The sequence below is a fragment of the Pseudoalteromonas atlantica genome (assembly GCA_007988745.1).
Lineage (GTDB): Bacteria > Pseudomonadota > Gammaproteobacteria > Enterobacterales > Alteromonadaceae > Pseudoalteromonas > Pseudoalteromonas atlantica.
Genome location: BJUT01000039.1, coordinates 18,688 through 40,341, shown reverse-complemented (window position 1 = coordinate 40,341; position 21,654 = coordinate 18,688). Strand labels below are relative to the sequence as shown.

Below are 21,654 nucleotides of genomic sequence, written 5' to 3'. Positions count from 1 at the left end.
CCACTTTCACTTCTCATTTACTTCTCTATCCCTTCTCTTTGTGCATTTTTGTATTAAAAATCAATAAATCACAAAGAGGTTAAGAGACGCTTCGCTTTTAGAGAAGTAATTAGCATTTTGCGCGAGCAAGCTTCGCGCCTTGTATCTACAAGCGCGATATAAAATCGCGCCTACGCACCACATCCACGTCAGCGTAAAATTTAACTTTGTAGGCGCGCATTGGTTCTGTTCAAAAGTGATTATGTCACCAGTGATAAGTGACCAATTAACCCCCGTATTTTCTCTGTGTAGCGCTAAGCGCCTCTGTGCCCTCGGTGGTGAAAAACAAGTTAAGCCAATTATTCACAAAGAGGTTAAGAGACGCTGCGCTTTTAGAGCTAGAGCATAAGTGATTTAATAAATGATCACATAAGTAAGAATTCGCTCTACAAAACAGTATTTTAATTTAGTGGTAGACGCGCATTGGTTCTGTTCAAAAGTGATTATGTCACCACCGAGAAGAGCAGGAGAAGTGACTTACTTATTCCTGTGTTTTCTCCGTGTAGGCGAAGCGCCTCTGTGCCCTTTGTGGTGCAATTAACTAGTAGCAGCGGCTTTATATGCCGCGAAAAACTTCATACCAAACGCGAGGTACGCTCCTGTCATTTTGTGCGAGCAAGTTTCGCGCCTACATGTTGGTGCCTTTCTTTATGTAATCTTTGCATCTTTTAGCAAATTAAAGCTGCTGTGTGCGGTTTTAATTATGCGGTTATTTACTTTGGGTAATTTTATTTAAGTTTTAGTAACAATAAACGCAAACTTTTTGATTGAGGTGTGGTCATAAAAAGAGTTGCTTTTTACAGCTTGTTACAAATAAATAACGTGCTGCTTGGTTGTAAAATGAGCGTGTAGCTATTGCCAGTATTATAATGTGGCGCGCTGAGCTTACCAGTGGTTCATTAAATATTAACATTGATAAAATTGTTCTTTTAATTTGCACTGTCTAGTATTAAAGATTGACAGTACACACCCAAACAAAACATAATATTAACATTGGCTACACTTAAAAAGCATTTCACTTAATTGTATTGCGTAAATTGGTTGAAGGAGGGAAGTATTATGAACAAATTACTCATTGCATGCGCTATCATTGCTGCAACTTTGTACGTGTTTAAAAACGATTTGACCGCCTTGGCTCAAAATAATCTACCCAACTCAATAACTAACACCACGGCTGTGCAGCCTGCTCAACCTCTGGTGGTAGATATACAAGCAATGCAAAGTAGCCACGATGTAACTAATAAAGAAGGCACTGCACTTACTGAGCAAATAGTGATTACCCCCCAAGAGGTAGGTGAATACTCTGAGCTAGAAAGCGCTGCTCAAATTCAAAGCACGCTTGATTTAGCACAGTCAGAGCAAGTGTTTTTAGATAAAGTGCAAAGCAGCTTTGCTGAAAAGTCGCTATTTTTATACAGTTTTGAGTGTAAGCAAAACGATTGTAATGCAGGCATTGTGGCAACCGACGGCCAACCTAAACACGAAGACATAGCCGGCGTGTTAGCGCATTTGTCGGCGTCTGAAGAGTTTGCTAATCACTCTGTGCAATTAGCGGGTGTGGCGGTTAATAACGATGGTATTTTACAATACGATTTAAATATTAAAAACATGCCCCCCGAATAATACTAAGCGTAATAATAGTTAATTATTTTAAGCCGCCAAACTTGGCGCTAGCTGTGTTACAAATACAAAGATGCTAAAAGTACAGCAATGTACAACTAGTTAGTTTTAACAACTAAACAACGCATTTTTTGTAGCAATAAAACGTTTTCTCAGTTTTAAATCCATACTTAAAATAGCTCGCTTAATTCAGCGCATTAATACAACTCTATATTTTTAAACGACAAAGCGGCCTTGTGGCCGCTTTTTTGTGCTGGTAATTGAGTAATGGCAGTTTTATCTTTAAATAGCGTACTTGCTGCGTTAAAAATTATTTGTATAGAGCAATAATATCAAGCTTATTTGCTCGGCTATTCTTTTGTTTGCATGTTTTTAGCGCGTTCTTCTGCCTCTATTAAGGCTTGTGATTTAGGCGCTTTCTTTTTTTCCTCAATCACGGGCTTTTTATCTGAATTTGGGTCCCAGCTTTCATCTAGCGAAAGGTTTGCAAATGGGTTGCTAGAATCACTTTGCTTGGGCGTACTTTCAGGCTCTGGTTGCGCTGGCTTTTCTTGAGCTGTTGATATTGGCGCATCTAACGTGAGTTCGCTATTTGGTTTTGCTGAAACTGTAGCTTGTGCAGGTTCTTTACTTGGTTTTAAAGGCGCATCTGGATTGTAGGTACGAATTTCGGGCTCTTTAAAGTCGTGTTCGCTATTTAACGTGGTTTGTTCAAGCTCACTGTTTTTATCGGCTGTATGCAGCTGCGCGCTGGTATTGGGCTCATTGATAGGGTTACTAGGCGCAGCCGGTTCGTTTATAAGAGTAGACTCTTGTGGTTTTACTTCTTCAACGGGCTCTGCTTTTGGCTGTTCTACTGCGGCGGCTTTGTGCTTACGCGTGCGCTTAACCGAAGGAGCGTCTGGGTTAAACTCTCTTACCTCGGGCTCTGCAAAGCCTTTTGCATTTTGAATACGCGCTAATGTATTTTTTGCGGCAGCTTCAAACTCTGCGGTGTTTGGCTCTGGCGCTACTTTTTTAGGTTCAGGTTCAGGTGCTGGTGCATCTTCTTCTGGTTTAGCTTGTTCTGGCTCAGCCTCTGTGGCTTGCGTATTGGCAGGCAATGGCTCGTTAATTGCCTCGTTTATTGGTGCATTAGAGCTTGCAGGCTCTGGCTCGCTCGAGGCCGAAACCGGTGGCACAACTGGTTTTGAAAGCTCATCACTTGGGGCTGGAGCCGTTTGGGGTGGTGCTGCTTGCGCTGCGCTTTTGTTGTTTTTAGTCATCGCTTTAGTTGGGGCTGTAGCCGGTGGAGCAACAGGCGGCTCGGGCTTATTTTGTTTAGCGCGGCGTAGACGTATAACCACCATGGCGCCAATTAATACCACAATAAGCAGTAGCAAACTTGGTAACAATAATGAACTTGGTGGCTCTGCAACTGGCGCAGGTATAAGTACAGGTGCGGGTTTGGGGGTTGTATTAACCGTTGGCTGCTCTTTTTTAGGCTCTATTTTAGGCGCTGCTTTTGGGGCTGTTTCAGTGGCCACCGGCTGCGCTTGGCTAGTGGTAGGTATTAACTCGCTGTTATTAGACTCAAGTTCACCCTTAGGTGTGCTTGGCGTATCCTTTACTGTATTAATTGGCGCAGTCTCTGGCTCGTTAGTTTCTGAGCTTTGCTGGCTTATTTGATTTGTAGGCTGAGTGCTTGTAGTTGCTTTGCTTGCGCTTTGTTTTATAGCTTTTTCGGCCGCAGTTATTTGCTCAAGCAGTTGTTGTTCTTGCTCGGGGGTAAGGGCAAGTGGTTGTGGCTCTTGTTCAACTACTGGCGGCTCTACAGGTTTTGGTTTTGTTTGTACTTGCTTGGGTTTATTACAGTTTCTTTTAAAATCGCGTGCGGCGCTGCGGTATTTGGCACTGGCTTTATTATTACTGTACTGCTGCATTTCTTGCTTAATTAAAATACACATGGCTTCGTTATAGGCAGCACTTTGGCTGCTGTAAAATAAAGCAAAGCAAAAAATAAGTTGAGAGAGTCTAATAATCATAAAACACAGCGCTTAAGTATCAATAGTCTGATTTTAAGCGCAAAATTAAAATATATCTAGGCACTAAGGGCGTGTTGACCTTTGTGGATTGAAAATTTGTTCAATCTAAGGGCGATTAAATCGCGGCGTGAGGTTTGTAACCTAGTGAAATAAGTAAAAACCACCCAACAACACGCCCTCGTTAATCAATCACCATTAGGCTGCGGTACTCGTCGTAGGCAAATTGGTCGGTCATGCCACTTATGTAATCTTGAATTAGCCTACAGCGATAGTAAAACTCGTAAGCGGCAAAGTGATCGGGCTCTTCTTGCATGGCATCTATGGCATGCTGATAACTATTTAAGTGCTTTTTAGAGAGCTTTTTAACCAAACGCGATTCGATTAATAATCGTGAGTCGCCATTTAATGCTCGTTTAAAATCGTCGCTGTTAAGTTGTAGCAGTGGTTTATAACAATCGAGCAGGCCGTTAATTATGCGATAGCCTTGTAGTTCGAGTTTTTCTACCTCTTTGTGAGAAAACACATGCTTAAGCGCCACCTGTTTAAGGGTTTTAGTAACGGCGTGTAGGTGGCTGTTATCTTCTAGTAGGGCTTGGTTAAAGTCGCCGTGGTAAATAGGCTCAATGTGCTCTATAAAACGCTTGGCGGCGTGGTTTACAAGCGGGTGAAGTAAGGCCACGCGTAGGTAAATAAAAAATTCGCTATTAAAGTTGTAAGGCTGCGCGTTGGCGCGCTCTAGTGCGTAATCTACCGCTTTATCTACAAAGTTTAGGTGTTCGGTGTCATCAATGGTTAGGTTTATAAGGGCTTTTTTATATTCACTTTTTAGCTGTTGGCAAAGCAGCTCGGTGGTTATTATGTCTTTTTCTACGGCGTCTTCTATGTCGGCTAGGCAATACGAAATATCGTCAGCTGCTTCCATAATGTAACTTGCCGGATGGCGGCAGTATGGCTCTATAACCAGCTCGCTTTGTAGTGCCTCTACAAAGGTTTTTTCGCTGTAGTAGTAACCTACTTTTTTCATTAAGTAGTTTTTATTTTGTGGTATGTCTTTTGGGTTTAATCCCGCGGGGCGGGTGTACTTTAAAATGCCCGCGCTTTGGCAATAAGTTAAGTTTAACCCCAGTAGAGAATGAATTATGCGTATGCCTTGGGCGTTGCCTTCAAAATTACAAATATCGTGCGCTAGGTGCTTAAAAATAACCCCTATACCGGTATTTTTCTCTTGGCAGCGCGCTGGTGTAACACTTGCTAAATTATTATTAAACCAGTGATTTATGGCAGCTTCGCCAAAATGTCCAAAGGGTGGGTTGCCTATATCGTGCATTAGGCAGGCCATTTCTACTAGGCTTTCTAGCGGGCGTTCTAGCCCTTTTAAGCCAAATTCGGTTTGTTGCTCAAAGCTTAAATTTGCAAAAATACGCTGTACTATAAAACGGCCAACTTGCTGTACTTCTAGTGAGTGAGTTAAGCGCGAGCGCACCGCTGCGTTTCGCTCTAGCGGAAAAACTTGGGTTTTTTGCTGCAACCTACGAATAGCTGCACTGTTAATTATACGACCGCGATCGCTTTCCATCGCCATTTGTAAATTTGCAGTCGTGCGATACATGCGCGCTGGGGTTATTTTTTTACTAAAGTCGATAGTCATCGGAGCCCTTGCTTAGTGGTGACGACTGGCAAAGTAAATGCGCGTTGTCATTCGTTTTAAATACTTACTTGTTAATATATACATCTAGACGAGTTAGGTACAGGTGCTTGTATCATTTAAGGCCTGGCAATTGTATTATAAAGCTATATTTTTCAGTATTTAACGCATTTTAATGTAGGCGAGTATTTGTAATGAAGTATGTATTTTTAAAGGCGATGATGTTGGCTTTTTTAGTGTTAACCAGTCAAGCGGCATATGCGGCAAAAGAGCAAACCGTTGTACTTATATCAATAGATGGCATGCGTTGGGATTATATAGAAAAACACGGCGCGCCTAATTTAAAAGCAATGGCTGCTAAGGGTGTACGCGCGCAAAAGCTAATGCCTGTTTACCCAACAAAAACGTTTCCAAATCATATTTCTATTATTACAGGGTTGCTGCCGGTAAATCATGGCATTGTAGATAATAACTTTTGTGATAAAGCCCGTAAAAACGAATGTTACAGCATGGGTAAAGGCATGCGCGATAGCACGTGGGTAAACGGTATTCCACTTTGGAATTTAGCAAAAATGCAGGGGCTAAAGTCGGCTACTTATTTTTGGCCAGAGTCGGATGCGCGCTTTAACGGTATGACGCCCGACTATTACTTTCATTATTCTAAATACAGTGAGTACCAAGGCCGTGTTGATCTAATAATACAGTGGCTAAGCTTACCTAAAGCGCAGCGCCCACGTTTTGTGGCAAGTTATTTTTCGCTTGTTGATAGCATGGGCCACGAGTTTGGCCCAGACGCACCGCAAACTCGCGATGCGGTAAAACAATTAGATGAACTAATGGGCCAATTACAAACCCGTTTGAGCAAGCTAGAGCAAGAGATTAACCTTGTTATTGTATCCGATCACGGTATGGCGCATGTAAACCCAGAGCAAAGTATTGATGTTTCTACATTGCCTCAAAACGATAATTTTATAGTTAAAAATACCGGCCCGCGGTTACTTATTTATGCAAAGCCTGCTGTAACAAGCGAGCAAATTACAACTTACAAACAACGTTTGCAACAAGCCGCAAACGAGCGTTATACGGTATTAAACGACGAGCAATTAGCTGGGTATCATTATAATAAAGGCACTCGTGTGGGCGATATTGTTGTGCAAACTAATGCGCCAGCGGTATTTACTAACGAAGGCAAAGCAATGTATTTAGGTACTCATGGCTATGCCTATACCGATGATATGGCGGCTACGTTAATTGCTGTAGGGCCTGCTTTTAAACAAGGGCTAAGCCTTGAAAAGGTAAATAATCTTGATATTTACCCGGTACTTGCCAAAGTAATGGGGCTTAAGCTTTTAAGTAAAGTAGATGGTGACGGTAAAACGTTAATGCCTGCTATAAAACAAAAAATAGTAGTGCATTAATTAGCTGCGCACTTTTAGGCTTTTAGTGATTTAACCTTGAAAGAACAACAGCCCCTAAGCTAAATAAAAAAGAGCGCAAATGCGCTCTAAAGGGAAATAATTATAAGTGGGCTAAATACAGCCTGCTTTAAATCACTTACTTAAAGTTAGCAATGCTTGTTTTAGTGTCGGTAACCGTACGAATAGCATACGCTTGGTTAGTTACACCAAAGGGTAAGCCATTTACGCTCCAATTAGGGTTAGAGAAGTAATCGTACTGCGTTGCGCTACCGTAAACGTGCGGGTAAGCCATAATGCTGGCAAATTCATTTTGTACGCCGTGGCCCATTCCATCAACATATACGCCGCCCGATGTATCGCCTTGTTTACGTGAGTGCGCTAGGCCTTGGTTATGACCAAGTTCGTGTACAAACGTAGTGGCACCACAGTCAATAGCAGTAATAGAGTACATACGGTCGCTCATTGAGCTATATAAATTACCGTTAGTGCCTTGGCCAACCCAAGCTAAACCACACGAGATTAAACCATTACCCGCACTTTGGCCGGTACCAAGTACAGCAACCATGTCGGCTTTCCAGCTAGTGCGTAAACCATCTACGTAGCTGCTGTTAGTTACTGCATCTAACCAATCTTCAGACGGTGTAATTGCGTAATCGCCGAGGTTTTCTGTGCCGGCTAAACGCAGTGTAATGTCTACCCCATTTTGGCTATAAACCTGGTTACTAAAGGCGATCAGCTGGTTTATTTTAGTATTTATATTACTCGTAGCTGCGGCCGATTGGTCGGTATATAAAATACCAATATCAATCGTTACTGCCTGTGCTGCACTGGTTGCAAATAGCGCGCTGGCAATGGCTGCCGTAGTGATTAGTTTTTTCATTTTTATATTTCCTTACTTATGTAGTGGTTGGAAGTTTTACTGCTGATTGATTTAGTTGGGTTACTGCGTGTTGGGTTGTTCAGTTTTTTTTGGGGCAAACATATCTATGGTTTTATCTGTTTTTGGTGTGGGCGCATCTACGTGATGCTCTATGTGGTTTTGGTATAAGTCGCGTTTTGCTGCAATCCAGCCATATTTACCTTTACTTTCAAAAACATAATTGCCGCTAGGTGCGGTAAATTGCCCATAAATTGCATCGTTTCCTACGGTCATAACCGTGGTGTGCAGTTGCCCATTGGCACCAATAACTTGGCCAAATATGCTTTTATCGCCATTACTCGCCTCCGATAACGAGGTGATTTCGGCGCTGTAGGTTTCAACGGTTTGCGGAATTGAAATATCAAACGAGTCGCCAGCTTCAAGGGCGTGTAACGTATTTAGGTCGAACTCTATGTAGGCTTCGTTGTTTAAATCGCTTGGTAGTACGTTGGCGTTGGTAAGTACCTCTTTAGCTTTTGCAGATACCTTGTTTATAGCTTCAAACTGGTTGCTGTGCGCTGGTGCCTCAATGGTTTTAGGTTTTACGTTAACGGGATCTTTACTCATATCTATGGGCTGCGGTGCTTTTTTATTTGCTGCAAATTGAGAGTCAACGGGCACTATATCCACTGCAACAGGCGCCGTTACCTGCTGAGGTTTTTCGGTATTAAATAGCAGCTTATAAATAGTAAATGCAGATAGACCAAGGGCAACAATTATTAAAATAGCGCGTTTCATTTGTTTCTCTTACGGGGTTTTTGGTTAACTAATTGTTACGTTTTATATCATCTGGATAATTAGATCAAGTTAGTTTGCATAGTATAAAAGTGCTAATTATTTACATTGTAAATGATTGTAAATAAACAATTTACCTATAATGGGTTTGGTTTTTTGAGCTAAAAAGGATGGGTTTTTATAGAGTTTTAGCGGGGTGTAAGCGTAAGCAAATAATTGTTGTTGTTTTTAATTTGGCAATGAAAGGTGTGATCTTTATAGGTAAAAAAAATTTTAAAATAATGAATATTTTTCACGCTTAATAGCCTAAACGCTAATTGCAAAGCGTAAATAGGCAACGTATGTTGTGGGCTTAAAAATCTAAAATTAAGAGGGATTTTATGACGTTTTCCGATCAGCTGCTTAATCGAGCAACCGCAGGGTTGGTGGCTGTTATTATTGGTTTTTCAAGTTCCATTGCGCTTATTTATCAAGTTGTTATAACCCTTGGCGGCACGCCCGATTTAGTCGCAAGCTGGCTTTTAATGCTAGGGCTGGTAATGGGCATAACCACTATTGGGTTGTCGTATTATTATAAAGTGCCCGTTTTAATTGCATGGTCTACCACTGGGGCGGCTTTACTTATTTCCAGCGCGCAGGGCTACCATTTAGGCGAAGCCATTGGTGCATTTATGTTTGCCGCTACATTGGTTTTTGTGTCGGGGGTTACCGGTTGGTTTGAAAAAATAATGAACCGTATACCGAGCGAACTTGCCTGTGCCATGCTGGCAGGCGTATTGGTCACCTTTGGTATAGATGTATTTAATTTTATGAATGAGCTACCCCTGGTTATAGGCCTAATGGTGCTTATGTATTTTTTAGGAAAACGATTTTTTGCGCGTTTTGCCATGCTTAGCGTTTTAGTTGCAGGCGTGCTACTGGCGTGGCAAATGGGGCATATTGATACTGGCGCTATTCATTGGAAAATAAGTGAGTTTACATACATAGCACCGGTGTTTAACTTGCAAGCGTGTATAAGTATTGGCTTACCGCTTTATATAGTGACCATGACCTCACAAAACTTACCGGGTATTGCTGTACTAAAGGCTCATAATTATAAAGCGCCCATCTCAGCTACGCTTAATGTAACTGGTTTTATTAATATTTTAACTGCGCCGTTTGGTACGTACTCTATTAATTTAGCCGCTATTACCGCTGCTATTTGTATGAGCGATGAGGCCGATAAAAATCCCGATAAACGCTATTGGGCAAGTATTGCCGCAGGCGTATTTTATATTGTTATGGCACTTTGCGCGGCAACGCTTGTTGGTTTAGTGGCAAGTTTACCGCAGGCATTAATTTTAGCCTTAGCGGGTATTGCGTTGTTTGGCACTATTGCTAATAGCTTGCAGCAAGCTTTAAGCTCAGCCCAATACACAGAGGCTGCAATAGTTACGTTTTTGGTAACCGCATCTAATTTAACCATGCTTTCGGTGGGCTCTGCGTTTTGGGGAATAATTGCAGGCGTTTGTACGTTGATGATCACACGTAAAAGTTAAAGAAAAACGTTAACGAATACGTTTAGCAGGTAAAAGCGTTGCTTTTAAAACGCCAGCAAGCTGCGCGTCTACAGGGTAATTTACCTCGGTGTTAATTTTGTCGGTAGGCGCGAAGCCTGCTCGCGCAAAATAGTGGCTATGACATTTAATAAATGCTTACCTTACAATCAAAAAAGCGGTGTTAAATTTAACACCGCTTTTTTACGTTAAGGCAATAAAGATGCGTTTAAAGCATTGGTTTTAGCACATCATATAAAGCGTTAATGTGATCGTCTCTGTCGTTTAAAGCGGCTATGTAACGGTACTTTTCGCCGCCTGCATTTTCAAAAATTTCGCGGTTTTCTTCTTCAAGCTCTTCGAGTGTTTCTAAGCAATCGGCGCTAAAAGCAGGGCTTAAAATTGCAACGTCGGTAATGTTTTCATCAGGTAACGATGCAAGCGTGGCGTCGGTGTATGGCTTTAACCATTCGGCTTTACCAAAGCGGCTTTGAAAAGTGCTAATTACTTTATCTTTATCAAGGCCTAGTTTTTCAACCACTAAACGCGTGGTTTGCAAACATAGGCAGTGGTAAAGGTCGCCTCTATCTAAAAATAGCTTTGGCATACCGTGGTATGAAAAAACTAATTTTTGTGGCATGCCGTTTTTTTCTAAATCTTCACTAATGCTGCTAGCTAACGAATCAATGTAAGCGGTGTTTTTGTGATAACCATTTACAAAGTGTAGCTCTGGCACCCAGCGCCATTTTTGCAATACTCTTGATACGGCATCAAATGTTGAGCCGGTGGTAGGGCTTGAGTATTGCGGGTAAAGCGGTAGTACAATTATGCGCGTTAGGCCTTTATCGCGCAGCTCTTCAAGGCCCGCCTCTATTGAAGGGTTGCCGTAACGCATGGCCATAACAACTTCGGTATTGATATAACCTTGCTCTTGGAGTAGCGCGTTTAGTTTGTCGCGCTGCAAGCGGGTAATATGCGTTAGCGGCGAGCCGTTTTCGGTCCAAATGCTTTCGTATAGTTTTGCTGAGCGCTTAGGGCGAATACGCAAAATTATACCGTGCAGTATTATCATCCACACTAAACGTGGAATTTCTACAATGCGCGGATCGGATAAAAATTCACGTAAGTAGGTACGCAGTGCCGCTGGCGTGGGCGCGTCTGGGCTGCCTAAGTTGGTAAGTAAAATGCCCGTTTTTTGATTAAAACGTCCGTCGTGGGGATTGTCAGTGACTGCAGAAAATCGCGACACGCTGTGCTCCTTAAAGCAATGTGATACCAATTCACAATATTACTTGATCATTTTGCGGGGCTAAACGTGTCGCTACCAGCGTTAAAAGATTCTCATTTAGAACAACTAAATAGCGAATTTTTTTGCCTAGCTATCTACACGTTTTTCCACCCTCAAAATAAATTACTTAATTAAGCGGATTGGTATTAAACAGTTTAAAATTTATACCCAGATTAACAGGTACCTGTTTGAATTAGTTTAGCTTATTTACGGTAATTGTAACGAAAAAAGCCACAGTTTAGATCACTCATTTAGCGCTTTTTACCATTATTCTAAATGGGGTCGGTTTTTTGGCTTCTAGTTGCTGTAGTTTTTCGATGGATTTTTTACCAAACACATGGCCTTTAGGTAACAACATAATACCGCTGTGGCTGTGTAACGTATGGCCTAAAATCATATTGGCTTTTAGCTCTTGAGCGCTGCATATAATAATAGAGCCCGCATTATTAAGTTGCTCATTTAATTTGCTATGGCTTGCCTCGAGTGCGCGCACAATTTTAGGGTGGTAAAAAGTGCCACTGTACATTTTAACGCTTTCGAGCGCATCGCTGTGGCGCTCTTTGTCTGTGGGGCTTTGGCTTTGTTCAAATGCGTTCCAATAATCGCGAGCAACGCTAAGCACCATAGCGCCAATAGGAATGTCGTTTGCTGCTAATCCTTTTGGTAAACCGTTGCCGTTAAAGCGCTCATATTGATGATAAATTGCATCAGATACATCATGTAAATGTATAGCAGGCATAAGCATTAATTGTGCTGTGCTTGGGTGTGTATAAAAGGCTTTGCGCTGTTGCTCGCTTAGCCGACTCACTGGCTTTTTATAGAGTTCTGGGTCCATAGCAAGCAAACCTATTTGCGCTAAGTAACCCGCCATGGGGGCTAAATCTATACTTTTTTGCGAAAGGTTTAAGTACAGTGCTATTTGGGTGCAGGTGTCGGCAATTTTTTGCGCTTTATTGCCATCTAAGTACGGATTGGCGTTTATAAAATTATAAAGTAGCTCTACGGTGGCTTTGTGTTCGTGTTTTTCGCGCTCGTTGGCATCTTCTAGCTGTTTAAGTACTTGCTTAATTTGTTTTGTACGCTTTTCTACTCGTTGCTCTAATGAGTTATTTAATTCGAGAAGTTCTTTGTTTTGCTGTTTTACTTGCTGCTCGAGTTGCTTGTTTTGTTTTTTTAGCTGAAATTTTTCGATGCTGTCGTTAATGCTGCGCAAAAGCATATCGTTTTGCCATGGTTTTTGAATGTAGCCGTTAATTTGCGCTAGGTTTACAGCGGCTAGGGTGGTTTCTATTTCAGCGTAGCCGGTTAATAAAATACGTTGTGTTTCGGGGGCTTTGTTACGGGCTTGCTCTAAAAATTGCGCGCCATTCATGGTGGGCATTTTCATGTCGCTAATAATTAAGCTAAATTCGTGGCTGTTTAAAAGCTCAAGCGCTTGCACTGGGCTTTTGCAGGTCATAAAACTAAAGTTATTATTTTTTAATAAGGAGGTTAGTGAGCGCAGAACAATTTCGTCGTCATCAACACAAAGTACATCTACGGCAGTGATTGAATGTGCAGCGTCTGCTGGTTTGGTCATAGTGCTACCTTTTAAAATAATAAGCATAGCCTAAAAATTGCCCCTAGTTTGCATAATTACGTATGGCAAACTAAACGTTATACATGGATGCGTATTTATGGAGCGAATAGGATGAGCACTTTAACCGACGATTACAAACAAGCCTTTTTAGATGAGCAGCAAAAGCGTATAGCCGCAGAGCAACTGCTTGCCGATAAAAGCCAATTGTTAGTTGTGTTAAATGGCGAACTAACCAAAAACGTTGCTGAGCTGTCTTTGTATCAGCAAATGTTTGTTCAGGCCGACAAAATGGCAAGTGTGGGTGTTTTGTCTTGCAGTATTGCGCATGAAATAAATAACCCGCTTTCGTATGTAATTAGTAATATAGAAAGCTTGCAATATGTTAGCCCTCTTTTATCAAAATCTCTTCACTATAACGAGCAGTTTTTAACCGGCCAATTAAATGCAGGGCAATTTAAAAACGTGTTGGTTGATCTAAAAAAACAATACGAACTGGCATGGAATGGACACGAAATTTACTCGCAGTTGAGCGAAAGCCTAGATGGTTTAAAGCGCATAAAGCAAACCGTGCATAATTTATTAAACCTTAGCCAATTTACAAGTACCCATAACAAGCAATATTTAGATGTAAGCGAGGTTGCAGGCTCTGCTTTAGGCGTGTTGCAAGGGCAGCTTAAATACTGCGAAATAAAAACCAACTTTGAGCAAGTGCCGCTTATTTGGGGGGAGCTGTCGTCTATTCATCAAATTTTTGTTGAGCTGTTATTAAATGCTCAACAAGCATGCGAACATGAATTAGAAAAAGGCACCATTATTGAACTAAGCGTAACGCAGCAAAATGAGGGGGTATGTATAAAAGTGAAAGATAACGGTTGTGGAATGGATGAAAATACCCAAGCGCACCTTTTTAAGCCTTTTTTTACTACACATAAAACCGCCCACTCATTAGGAATAGGAATAGGAATGACCGTTGTTAACTTTATTTTGCAAGATCACGGCGGAAAAATAGAAGTTAGCAGTACTTTAGGAACAGGTACTACCATTTGTTGTTGGTTACCCGTAAAAGTACAAGAAAGCGTGATAAACCCATTGTAAATAAAGTGTTAATTTAATTTGGGGTTGAAATTAAAATCCTTAATTGTATGTGTTTTGAACAAGTTTAAGTGTTATTTTTTTGTATTTACATTTTTTTGCATAGTTAGACCTATTATTTAGTTTTTTTCATTTCTTTTTATTTGCATATGTTGCTAGGATGTTCCCCAGTGCGATGCGTTACATCGCAATAACAAATATTAAAGAACACACTAAACAGGGTCGTCACCATGTCAACATACCGTTTAAATACATTAGCTGCCGCTGTTGCGTTTGCCGTAAGCGCACCAAGCATCGTAAGCGCTCAAGAAGCACCTGTTGAGGCTGCACAAAATATCGAACAAATTTCTGTATTAGGGTCGCGCGTTTCTAACCGCACCTCTACTGAGTCTTCGTCACCTATTGATTTAATAGACGCTGATGATTTAAACAAAGGCGGCTTTACAGAACTAGGGCAGAGTCTGCAAGCTACTGCTCCGTCGTTTAACTTTTCTCGTACGCAAGTATCTGATGGCTCTGATTTATTTAGACCAGCAACGCTGCGCGGCTTACAGCCAGATCAAACGTTAGTGTTGGTTAACGGTAAGCGCCGCCATAATCAATCTATTTTTGGCCTTAATGGCACTGTAGGTGCAGGCGCTGCCGGCACCGACATGAACGCCATTCCGCTAACTGCGCTTAAAGGTGTAGAAGTACTACGCGATGGCGCAGCAGCTAAATATGGCTCTGACGCGATAGCTGGCGTAATTAATTTATCGCTTAATAATTCAACTGGCGTAACAACGGGTTACGTACAGTACGGCGGCACCAGTGAAGGCGACGGCGATACGCTTTCTGCAGGTTTAAACCGTGGTTTTGACTTAGGTAACGAAGGCGGCTTTATTAATTTATCGCTTGAGTATCGTGATGCCGATGGCACTAACCGTGCAGAGCGCGATACCGGTGGGTCGTTAAATGTTGAGCCAGGCACGCTGAGTGAAGATGTACGTTGGGGCCAAGGTAACTCAGAAAGTGAATTTACCTCGTTGTTTTACAACATGGCTTTGCCAATGGGCGACAGCGAATTGTACTCATTTGGTGGCTATTCTGAGCGTACCGCGCTGGGTAATGGTTTTTACCGTAACTTTAACGAAGCGTCTAAAAATGTAACGCAAGTATACAGCGATGGTTTTTTACCCCGCATTTATAACGAAGCTGAAGATATTTCAGTAGCGGTTGGTTTTAGAGGCGATATAAACCCAGATTGGGGATACGATGTATCGGCAGTGTATGGTGAAAACCAATACGACTTTACCTCACGTAATACTATAAATGCCTCTTATGCGGCGGAGTACGTATTTAACAACCCAGATGCAAGCGATGCCGATATAGCTGCAAATGCAGGCCCAAGCGGCGGTTACTCTGGTGGTTTTAGATTTGATCAAACAACAGTTAATGCTGATTTTAACGGCATCGTTGATATTGGCCGAAATGAGCCTTTATATGTAACTATTGGTGCAGAATACCGTAAAGAAAACTACGAAATAGTACCTGGCGATGAAGCCTCTTACGCATGTGGTTTAGCAAATACCGATGCTTCGTACCCTTCAGTAAACGATCCTGATCAATTTGCTGAGTGTGGTTTTCAGGCTTATAACGGTTTGCGCCCAGAGGCAACAAACAAGAGCGATCGCCACAGCTACGCGTTTTATGTAGATGTAGAAACCATGGTAACGGATGCATGGAACGTAAGTGGTGCGTTGCGCTACGAAGACTTTTCAGATGCGGGCGATGACTTAATTGGTAAATTAGCAACACGTTATGAATTTAATGATGATTTTGCAGTACGTGGTGCGGTATCGACTGGTTTTAGAGCGCCATCGCTTCAGCAAAGTGGTTATACCGCATTTACAACTAACCTAGGCTCAGATGGCACACTTACGCAGTCGTTCACTGCAAATACGGGTACTGCTTTTCCAAGTGCGTTAGGTGTAGATAGCCTAGAGCTTGAAACCTCAACTAACTACAGTGCTGGTTTTGTTTACGATGTAACAAGTGAGCTTTCGTTAACGGTTGATTTTTACCGCGTAGAAATTAAAGACCGTATTACGCTTGGTAGTTTACTTTCTGCAGAGGACGTTGCCTTTAGCGATGAAGCCGTAGCCGCGCTTCAAGCAACCGGTGCTGTGCAAGCTAACTACTTTTCAAACTCTGTAGATTCAACTACACAAGGTGTTGATATTATTGCCTCTTACCGTACTGATGTAGAGGGTGGTAATTTTGGAGTAACCTTTGCGGGTAACTTAAACGACACTAAAATTGATAACGTGAACGCAGAGGAAGGTATTCCTGAGTCGGTGGCGTTTGATGATTTACAACGTAGCTTTTTTACCGACGGCCAGCCAGGTGAGCGCGCAACTTTAACGTTTGACTATGAGCGTGATGCGTATGAAACAACGCTTCGCTTTAATTACTTTGGCGAAACAGACGTTAAATACTTTGGTAATGACCACATCCCTTTACCAGGTGAGCTTTCGCCTACGGGGTCGTTTAAACCAACTAGTACAGTTGAATCAGCAGTACTAGTGGATTTAAACGTTAGCTACCAAATTAACGAAATATTTAACGTATCGGTAGGGGCTGATAATATTTTTGATGAAACCCCAGATGAGCTAGGTGATGACGAAGTGCTTAACTTTATTACCAACGGCGCGTTTAAATACCCTGTACGTGCATTGCCTTACGGCTTTGACGGGCGTACTTATTATGCAAAAGTAAGCTTTGAATTTTAATTAATTGAGCTAAACCTATTTAACCTGAATTCTGGTTAAGAGATATACCAACATATTTTATTATCCAGCGTTCAGGTTAATCAGCGCAGTTATTTACTGCGCTTTTTTTATGTTTATTTATTATGAAAAAGAGCGTTAAAACACTTGCAAGGTTGAAAATTAGGCATACAATCGCCACTTCTTAAGGTTCTTATTGTTATAAATAGTTAGGAAATAAAATGGCTAAAAAATCGAAAACCAAAGCCGCAAATAATAGTGCGGTAGACACCGGTCGAGGTGTTATTAATCATAATGCGCTGGCGGCGCTAGTAACCTCTAAAGTGTTTAAACCTCAAGTGGTTAAAGCTAAAAAAGGGAAAGGCTCGTTTAAGCGCAATAACAAACACGTAGGACGAGAGTCTTATTTAATCGCGGCTTAAATAGCACCGATCAAATAAGACTTTTAACTACCTACTTTTTGCCAAGCATACGCGTAAGGGTGTTGTCTTTATCAATAATATGGTGCTTTAAAGCGCCCACAATATGTAAACCTAACGCGATAAGAAGCGCATTTGCTGTAATACCGTGAACGGTTTTTCCTATCTCTGCTAAGCCTTGGTTAAAAGCGAGGCTTTTTTGTGGGTTTTCTGGGTTGGGGTTGTGCGGAATAAGCTCTAGCCCGAACATCTCTACGCCATGCCCACCAAAGCCCGACATAATCAGCCCCGAAATAGGCATAAGTAACATGCTTATTATAAGAACGTAATGCACAATTTTAGCTAACACTTGCTCATAATTTGGGTGTTTAACATCGTGCTTTGGCCAACCATTTACAATGCGCCATGTTACTCTTAATAACGCAAAAGCAAGCAGCATTACGCCAAATGATTTGTGCCAACTCATTAGAAAAAACGCTTTAAAGTTTTCCATATATAAGCCTGAGCCTAATAACCCAATAATTAAAATAGCTACAATCCAATGCAGGCTTATGGTGGTTTTGCTTAACGTACTTGTTGTATCTTTTGTAAGTTTCATTGTGGTTATTCCTAACTTAAAAAGTGGCGCTTAGTTGCGTGTACAATTGAATAATCTACATTAATGCAGCTAGCTTAAACTATAGAGGGTTAAAGTAGGGTTAACGAAACTTATTTTTTAAATTTAAAAGGATAAACCCGCAACGTGAAGTGAAAGTTTTAGGCGCGAAACTTGCTCGCGCAAGATGTAAGTTGCTTCTCTAAAAGCGAAGCGCCTCTGAACCTCTTTGTGATTTATTGTTCTTTAATACAAAAATGCACAAAGAGAAGGGATAGAGAAGTAAATGAGAAGTGAAAGTGGTAGGCGCGAAACTTGCTCTCGCAAGATGTTAGTTACTTCTCTAAAAGCGAAGCGCCTCTGAGCCTCTTTGTGATTAATTGATCTTTAATACAAAAATGCACAAAGAGAAGGGATAGAGAAGTAAATGAGTAGCCAAAGTAACTTGGTATAAGTTATCTGTATATCACCACGAGTACACCGAGGCGCTTCGCGCTACACAGAGAAAACACCCGTAACGCTTAGTCACTTCTCTTGGTATTCTCCTTCGCTTCTCGGTGGTGAAACAATCACTTTATATCTCGGTTAAGGCGTTGCTTTTAAACGCCAGCAAGGTGCGCCTCTACAAGGTAATTTACCTCGGAGTTAATTTTGTCGGTAGATACCATCTTCTGTTGTACTTACTACAACCTTATTTTGAAGAGAAACTATTTTTACTTTTGATAGTTTGAACTGAGTTATCTAACTTTTGTATTGCAGCTTCTAGCTCTTCAATTTTTTTGTCTTTGGCATAATTTGAACCCCAGCCGCCAAAAATTATTAAAAATATTAGAAAGAACAATCTTCTATATTTTACTTTAAAGGCTGTTTCTAAATTTTTAACTTCACAAGAACAAGACATTACTTTCTCCACTTTCCTTAATCATTCCATATGAATAGCTTATTTCATAACTACGACAAAATGAGTCGCGTATTATATTTAATCGTAGAAGCTTAAATTTGCAGTTAAGGATTTTCAAAGTATCGAGCGGCAAATATAGCTAAGTAATTCAAATTAGCTAAGGTAGTTGAGATGCCTATATTTATATAAGATCTTTATTCAGTCTTAATATCATAGTGCCCCAATGATTTTATCATTCGCCTTATAACTCTGGCTTTTAGCTGCTCTGGTGCCTTTACAATAATGTGATCTGACAAACCCATGAGCCAATTCTCCAACTCCAAAGTATGAGCTAATTTAATAGAAACACTGACCCAATCATTTTGAGTAGTCGATTTAGACAAAGCATTTTCGTCACTAACTTTTTGGCTTTCATTAATGGCTGATTCTTGGAATAGATCTTTGACATAGCCTTTTACTTCGAGTTTTACATCAATTACCTCAGCATTTACTAATACACCCACAGCACCTGTTTGAGCATATTTTAAAGTGTCAAAGTCTGTATCGAATGTTTCAGTTAATAACTTGGCGCTATTAACTCGATGAAAAAAAATATGCCTCGGTTCTTTATAATCATAAAAGTAGCAAATAAGAACCAATTTAGTGTCTCTTATCAACATACCTAATGGTGAAATAAGATGAACAGAATCGGAACCACCGTAAGTTATCTCCAATTTTCTTTGTTCTAAAATCCCTTGGGTAATTAGCGATTTAATTTCAGCATCAATGTTTAATGGTTTAAAAGCTAAAACATGTGGCAAACTCGCAATTTTCGATGGCCATGAGTGTAATAACTCGGATCTCACCAATGTATCTTTTGATTTTTTAAAGATCGCATCAAGCTGAGAAAATACCTCTTTAGGAAAGTAATCTTCAAGGTGATGCTCAACTAGCTGAAGTGATAAAGCTTCCTCTGCAGAAATTGAAGGTAAGTAAATATCAGAACGCTTTCTTGAATAAGACCATTTGTACCCATCAGGTGAGTCTGAGCTTACTAACCCAAATAAATCAGCCACTTCAACTAAATCTCGCTCTACAGTTCGTTTTGTCACTGCAAAGCCTCTATCTTCAAGGCTTGACTGTAAAATTTTGGCTGTTGTCCATCTAGGAGTAATGGGGATGAGTTGCATCATATTAATAATGCGAGGGAGAGTCTTTCCTTTAGCCGTTGGCATCAACTTTGGGGCCTATCATAACTTAAACTTACCGACACATTATCATAAATCAAACAATAACAGCAGGTTAGCCTTCAGGTTGAAATAGTGTAATTGCACTATTTTATATATGAAAGCACTTTTATAGTAGAGTGCTTTGGGTTAATCTGCGTGTAATTACGATGATAAGGAAGTTGTTTAAAAGCCTAGCAATCATGTTTTTAAGCCCTCAAGCTTCTCTAGCATCACATAAACATTCAGCAAGGAAACTTAATGAAATACGACCTTGAACAAGATCTATTAAAGAATAAAGCAATTAAAAATGACCATGGCTGGCAGGTTAACATCAATGACTATCAAATCGACTTTCTCTTAAAAGAGTTAGGTGAAGATGAACACCCCAAAGACATTAAAGAACTGCGAGCGCAATATAAAGATGAGTCAATCGCTTACTTGAATTTAGACCGTCGAGACTTTGATAGTAAGTTAGGTGTGTATACACCTTTAGATGACGACACGCTTGTTTCTGAGCCTCAAAATATTGAACAGTTAGTAGAAATTACTAATATGCTCATTAATGGACGTTCCGTAGAGTTATTAGTTTTCACTCTCAGAATGCCCGACTCAAATAATGCATGGGTGGGCTGCTTAAACTTGCTGCGTTGAGTAACTAAATGATCGATATTTAATAAAAACAACGATATTGCGACTTATTCTGTCGCAAGTATTTTATATTATTAGCATGTGTTGCTTCCGTGATGGGGCAGAAGAAAAAGTGTGAGAAACTTTTTCGTCATGGCCTACTTAATGTAGGCCTTTTTTAGAAAAACCACTAAGTTATAAAAAAGGAGCGCAAAGAAATCACGTGACCAATTATAACTTTATAAAGCTCGGCAAAAGGATTCCTCTAAAAGATTTAAAGCTAGTAAAACGACCCGATGGTGGCTTTCGAAAACACCCTTCAAACTTTTTTAAGCGAAATTGTTTAAACAAATTTGAATCTAAGGGCATTCAATATCTTGCTGATAAATCAAACATAGAAATTGAGACCCTTAAGCAATTTATGGCAGGAAACTTATCTCTTGACTCTACACTTGCCAAAAAACTAGAAAAAGCCACAAAAGTTGGCGCTGCAACTTGGTTAGAACTACAACGTCAATATGATGAGTACATAAAGTAATTCTAACTTGGGTGTTATACAAGACTGCCTGTTTCTAAAATTTAGAGGCTACGTTCAAAGTGCTATTTCAGTACAACCTAAAAAGTTGTACTTTGCAGTTTTAACTTTAGCTTTTTAACTATAACTTTTATAAATATTAATCTAAGGTTGCAATATGAGCTCAAACCAGCTTTTAATTAAATCACTAGCTCTGGCTTCAAAATATCATGTGCAGCAAAAGCGAAAATCAGACGGCTCGCCCTATATTAATCATTTGATAGAAGTTGCAGCCCTGCTTACTGATACAGCAGGAGTTGATGACGACGAACTATGCGCCGCAATACTTCATGATATTTTAGAAGACACAGGCGTTACTAAAGAAGAAGTTTATAAAACCTGTGGCCATCGTGTTCTGGAATTAGTAGAAGCTCTCTCAGACGACAAATCACTACGTTTAAAGGAACGAAGAGAAGAAACCCTCAGATTACTTCCAACTAAATCAAACTCGGTAAAGCGTATCAAATTAGCAGACTTGTGCTCTAATGCAGCTGCAATACCATCTAACTGGTCACTAGAGCGACAGTCAGAGTACTTTTTTTGGTTAGATCAGGTTGCTGATATATGTAAAGCATCTAGCCTTTCATTACATAATGAATACTTAAGAAGAAGGTCTAATTATGTGTAGTGATAAGTCGTTTAAGATCACCAAAGCATTGTATGAATTT

At 40.6% G+C, this 21,654-nt stretch carries 18 protein-coding genes; 9 read left to right on the top strand and 9 right to left on the bottom strand.

Features of this window, described 5'->3' with window-relative positions; genetic code table 11:
• The first annotated feature begins 1,098 nt into the window (after positions 1 to 1,098).
• Positions 1,099 to 1,662, top strand: coding sequence for a hypothetical protein (locus PAT01_RS14640; protein ID WP_154945719.1), 564 nt, complete (start codon positions 1,099 to 1,101; stop codon positions 1,660 to 1,662).
• A 347-nt stretch (positions 1,663 to 2,009) separates the two neighbouring features.
• Here PAT01_RS14640 and PAT01_RS14635 read toward each other — a convergent pair whose 3' ends face one another.
• Together PAT01_RS14635 and dgt are read right to left on the bottom strand one after the other, a co-directional pair.
• On the bottom strand, positions 2,010 to 3,683 hold the full coding sequence (locus PAT01_RS14635) for a cell surface protein (RefSeq protein WP_154945718.1): 1,674 nt from the start codon (positions 3,681 to 3,683) through the stop codon (positions 2,010 to 2,012).
• A gap of 181 nt (positions 3,684 to 3,864) precedes the next feature.
• On the bottom strand, positions 3,865 to 5,331 hold the full coding sequence (gene dgt / locus PAT01_RS14630; RefSeq protein ID WP_154945717.1) for a dGTPase: 1,467 nt from the start codon (positions 5,329 to 5,331) through the stop codon (positions 3,865 to 3,867).
• Between the two features lie 191 nt (positions 5,332 to 5,522).
• On the opposite strand from dgt, the gene PAT01_RS14625 reads away from it, so the two are divergent.
• Entirely contained in the window at positions 5,523 to 6,746 is a 1,224-nt protein-coding gene (locus tag PAT01_RS14625) for an alkaline phosphatase family protein (RefSeq protein ID WP_154945716.1), read from the top strand.
• Positions 6,747 to 6,882: 136 nt separating this feature from the next.
• On the opposite strand, the gene PAT01_RS14620 is transcribed toward PAT01_RS14625, so the two are convergent.
• Both PAT01_RS14620 and PAT01_RS14615 read right to left on the bottom strand, forming a co-directional pair.
• Complete coding sequence (locus PAT01_RS14620) at positions 6,883 to 7,626, bottom strand: zinc-dependent metalloprotease family protein (RefSeq protein WP_024032968.1); 744 nt, start codon at positions 7,624 to 7,626, stop codon at positions 6,883 to 6,885.
• Positions 7,627 to 7,686: 60 nt separating this feature from the next.
• Positions 7,687 to 8,403, bottom strand: coding sequence for a hypothetical protein (locus PAT01_RS14615; protein ID WP_154945715.1), 717 nt, complete (start codon positions 8,401 to 8,403; stop codon positions 7,687 to 7,689).
• Between the two features lie 377 nt (positions 8,404 to 8,780).
• Between PAT01_RS14615 and PAT01_RS14610 the strand changes: the two genes are divergently transcribed.
• Positions 8,781 to 9,938, top strand: coding sequence for a benzoate/H(+) symporter BenE family transporter (locus PAT01_RS14610; RefSeq protein ID WP_154945714.1), 1,158 nt, complete (start codon positions 8,781 to 8,783; stop codon positions 9,936 to 9,938).
• Between the two features lie 226 nt (positions 9,939 to 10,164).
• On the opposite strand, the gene hemH is transcribed toward PAT01_RS14610, so the two are convergent.
• Positions 10,165 to 11,184 (bottom strand): ferrochelatase, encoded by a 1,020-nt coding sequence (hemH, locus tag PAT01_RS14605; protein WP_154945713.1) that lies wholly within the window; start codon positions 11,182 to 11,184, stop codon positions 10,165 to 10,167.
• 286 nt (positions 11,185 to 11,470) lie between these two features.
• Entirely contained in the window at positions 11,471 to 12,802 is a 1,332-nt protein-coding gene (locus tag PAT01_RS14600; protein WP_054982127.1) for a response regulator c-di-GMP phosphodiesterase, NosR family, read from the bottom strand.
• Between the two features lie 111 nt (positions 12,803 to 12,913).
• Between PAT01_RS14600 and PAT01_RS14595 the strand changes: the two genes are divergently transcribed.
• From PAT01_RS14595 to arfA, 3 genes are all read left to right on the top strand, one after another.
• Positions 12,914 to 13,897, top strand: a complete 984-nt coding sequence (locus PAT01_RS14595; RefSeq protein WP_154945712.1) for a sensor histidine kinase — start codon at positions 12,914 to 12,916, stop codon at positions 13,895 to 13,897.
• Between the two features lie 227 nt (positions 13,898 to 14,124).
• The gene (locus PAT01_RS14590; RefSeq protein WP_054982085.1) at positions 14,125 to 16,665 is read left to right on the top strand and encodes a TonB-dependent receptor plug domain-containing protein; all 2,541 of its coding nucleotides are present in this window, start codon (positions 14,125 to 14,127) and stop codon (positions 16,663 to 16,665) included.
• A 218-nt stretch (positions 16,666 to 16,883) separates the two neighbouring features.
• Complete coding sequence (arfA, locus tag PAT01_RS14585) at positions 16,884 to 17,084, top strand: alternative ribosome rescue factor ArfA (RefSeq protein ID WP_024032961.1); 201 nt, start codon at positions 16,884 to 16,886, stop codon at positions 17,082 to 17,084.
• A gap of 31 nt (positions 17,085 to 17,115) precedes the next feature.
• On the opposite strand, the gene PAT01_RS14580 is transcribed toward arfA, so the two are convergent.
• The 3 genes from PAT01_RS14580 to PAT01_RS14570 all read right to left on the bottom strand — a co-directional run bounded on the left by PAT01_RS14580 (position 17,116) and on the right by PAT01_RS14570 (position 19,791).
• Entirely contained in the window at positions 17,116 to 17,679 is a 564-nt protein-coding gene (locus PAT01_RS14580; protein WP_121638649.1) for a cytochrome b, read from the bottom strand.
• A 688-nt stretch (positions 17,680 to 18,367) separates the two neighbouring features.
• A complete protein-coding gene (locus tag PAT01_RS14575; RefSeq protein WP_154945711.1) occupies positions 18,368 to 18,577 on the bottom strand; it encodes a hypothetical protein in 210 nt (69 codons plus the stop codon).
• A 194-nt stretch (positions 18,578 to 18,771) separates the two neighbouring features.
• A complete protein-coding gene (locus PAT01_RS14570) occupies positions 18,772 to 19,791 on the bottom strand; it encodes a helix-turn-helix transcriptional regulator (protein WP_154945710.1) in 1,020 nt (339 codons plus the stop codon).
• 252 nt (positions 19,792 to 20,043) lie between these two features.
• Here PAT01_RS14570 and PAT01_RS14565 point away from each other — a divergent pair, with 252 nt between their 5' ends.
• The 3 genes from PAT01_RS14565 to PAT01_RS14555 all read left to right on the top strand — a co-directional run bounded on the left by PAT01_RS14565 (position 20,044) and on the right by PAT01_RS14555 (position 21,614).
• On the top strand, positions 20,044 to 20,436 hold the full coding sequence (locus tag PAT01_RS14565; RefSeq protein WP_154945709.1) for a DNA recombination/repair protein RecA: 393 nt from the start codon (positions 20,044 to 20,046) through the stop codon (positions 20,434 to 20,436).
• A 199-nt stretch (positions 20,437 to 20,635) separates the two neighbouring features.
• Complete coding sequence (locus PAT01_RS14560; protein WP_154945708.1) at positions 20,636 to 20,950, top strand: helix-turn-helix transcriptional regulator; 315 nt, start codon at positions 20,636 to 20,638, stop codon at positions 20,948 to 20,950.
• A 154-nt stretch (positions 20,951 to 21,104) separates the two neighbouring features.
• Positions 21,105 to 21,614: an HD domain-containing protein gene (locus PAT01_RS14555; protein ID WP_154945707.1), complete on the top strand. Its 510-nt coding sequence runs from the start codon at positions 21,105 to 21,107 to the stop codon at positions 21,612 to 21,614.
• Positions 21,615 to 21,654 lie beyond the last annotated feature (40 nt).

What these genes read in the sequence shown, in the direction of transcription:
- PAT01_RS14640 (WP_154945719.1), top strand. Translation starts at nt 1,099, where the DNA reads ATGAACAAATTACTCATTGCATGCGCTATCATTGCTGCAACTTTGTAC.
- PAT01_RS14635 (WP_154945718.1), bottom strand. Translation starts at nt 3,683, where the DNA reads ATGATTATTAGACTCTCTCAACTTATTTTTTGCTTTGCTTTATTTTAC.
- dgt (WP_154945717.1), bottom strand. Translation starts at nt 5,331, where the DNA reads ATGACTATCGACTTTAGTAAAAAAATAACCCCAGCGCGCATGTATCGC.
- PAT01_RS14625 (WP_154945716.1), top strand. Translation starts at nt 5,523, where the DNA reads ATGAAGTATGTATTTTTAAAGGCGATGATGTTGGCTTTTTTAGTGTTA.
- PAT01_RS14620 (WP_024032968.1), bottom strand. Translation starts at nt 7,626, where the DNA reads ATGAAAAAACTAATCACTACGGCAGCCATTGCCAGCGCGCTATTTGCA.
- PAT01_RS14615 (WP_154945715.1), bottom strand. Translation starts at nt 8,403, where the DNA reads ATGAAACGCGCTATTTTAATAATTGTTGCCCTTGGTCTATCTGCATTT.
- PAT01_RS14610 (WP_154945714.1), top strand. Translation starts at nt 8,781, where the DNA reads ATGACGTTTTCCGATCAGCTGCTTAATCGAGCAACCGCAGGGTTGGTG.
- PAT01_RS14600 (WP_054982127.1), bottom strand. Translation starts at nt 12,802, where the DNA reads ATGACCAAACCAGCAGACGCTGCACATTCAATCACTGCCGTAGATGTA.
- PAT01_RS14595 (WP_154945712.1), top strand. Translation starts at nt 12,914, where the DNA reads ATGAGCACTTTAACCGACGATTACAAACAAGCCTTTTTAGATGAGCAG.
- PAT01_RS14590 (WP_054982085.1), top strand. Translation starts at nt 14,125, where the DNA reads ATGTCAACATACCGTTTAAATACATTAGCTGCCGCTGTTGCGTTTGCC.
- arfA (WP_024032961.1), top strand. Translation starts at nt 16,884, where the DNA reads ATGGCTAAAAAATCGAAAACCAAAGCCGCAAATAATAGTGCGGTAGAC.
- PAT01_RS14580 (WP_121638649.1), bottom strand. Translation starts at nt 17,679, where the DNA reads ATGAAACTTACAAAAGATACAACAAGTACGTTAAGCAAAACCACCATA.
- PAT01_RS14575 (WP_154945711.1), bottom strand. Translation starts at nt 18,577, where the DNA reads ATGTCTTGTTCTTGTGAAGTTAAAAATTTAGAAACAGCCTTTAAAGTA.
- PAT01_RS14570 (WP_154945710.1), bottom strand. Translation starts at nt 19,791, where the DNA reads ATGCCAACGGCTAAAGGAAAGACTCTCCCTCGCATTATTAATATGATG.
- PAT01_RS14565 (WP_154945709.1), top strand. Translation starts at nt 20,044, where the DNA reads ATGAAATACGACCTTGAACAAGATCTATTAAAGAATAAAGCAATTAAA.
- PAT01_RS14555 (WP_154945707.1), top strand. Translation starts at nt 21,105, where the DNA reads ATGAGCTCAAACCAGCTTTTAATTAAATCACTAGCTCTGGCTTCAAAA.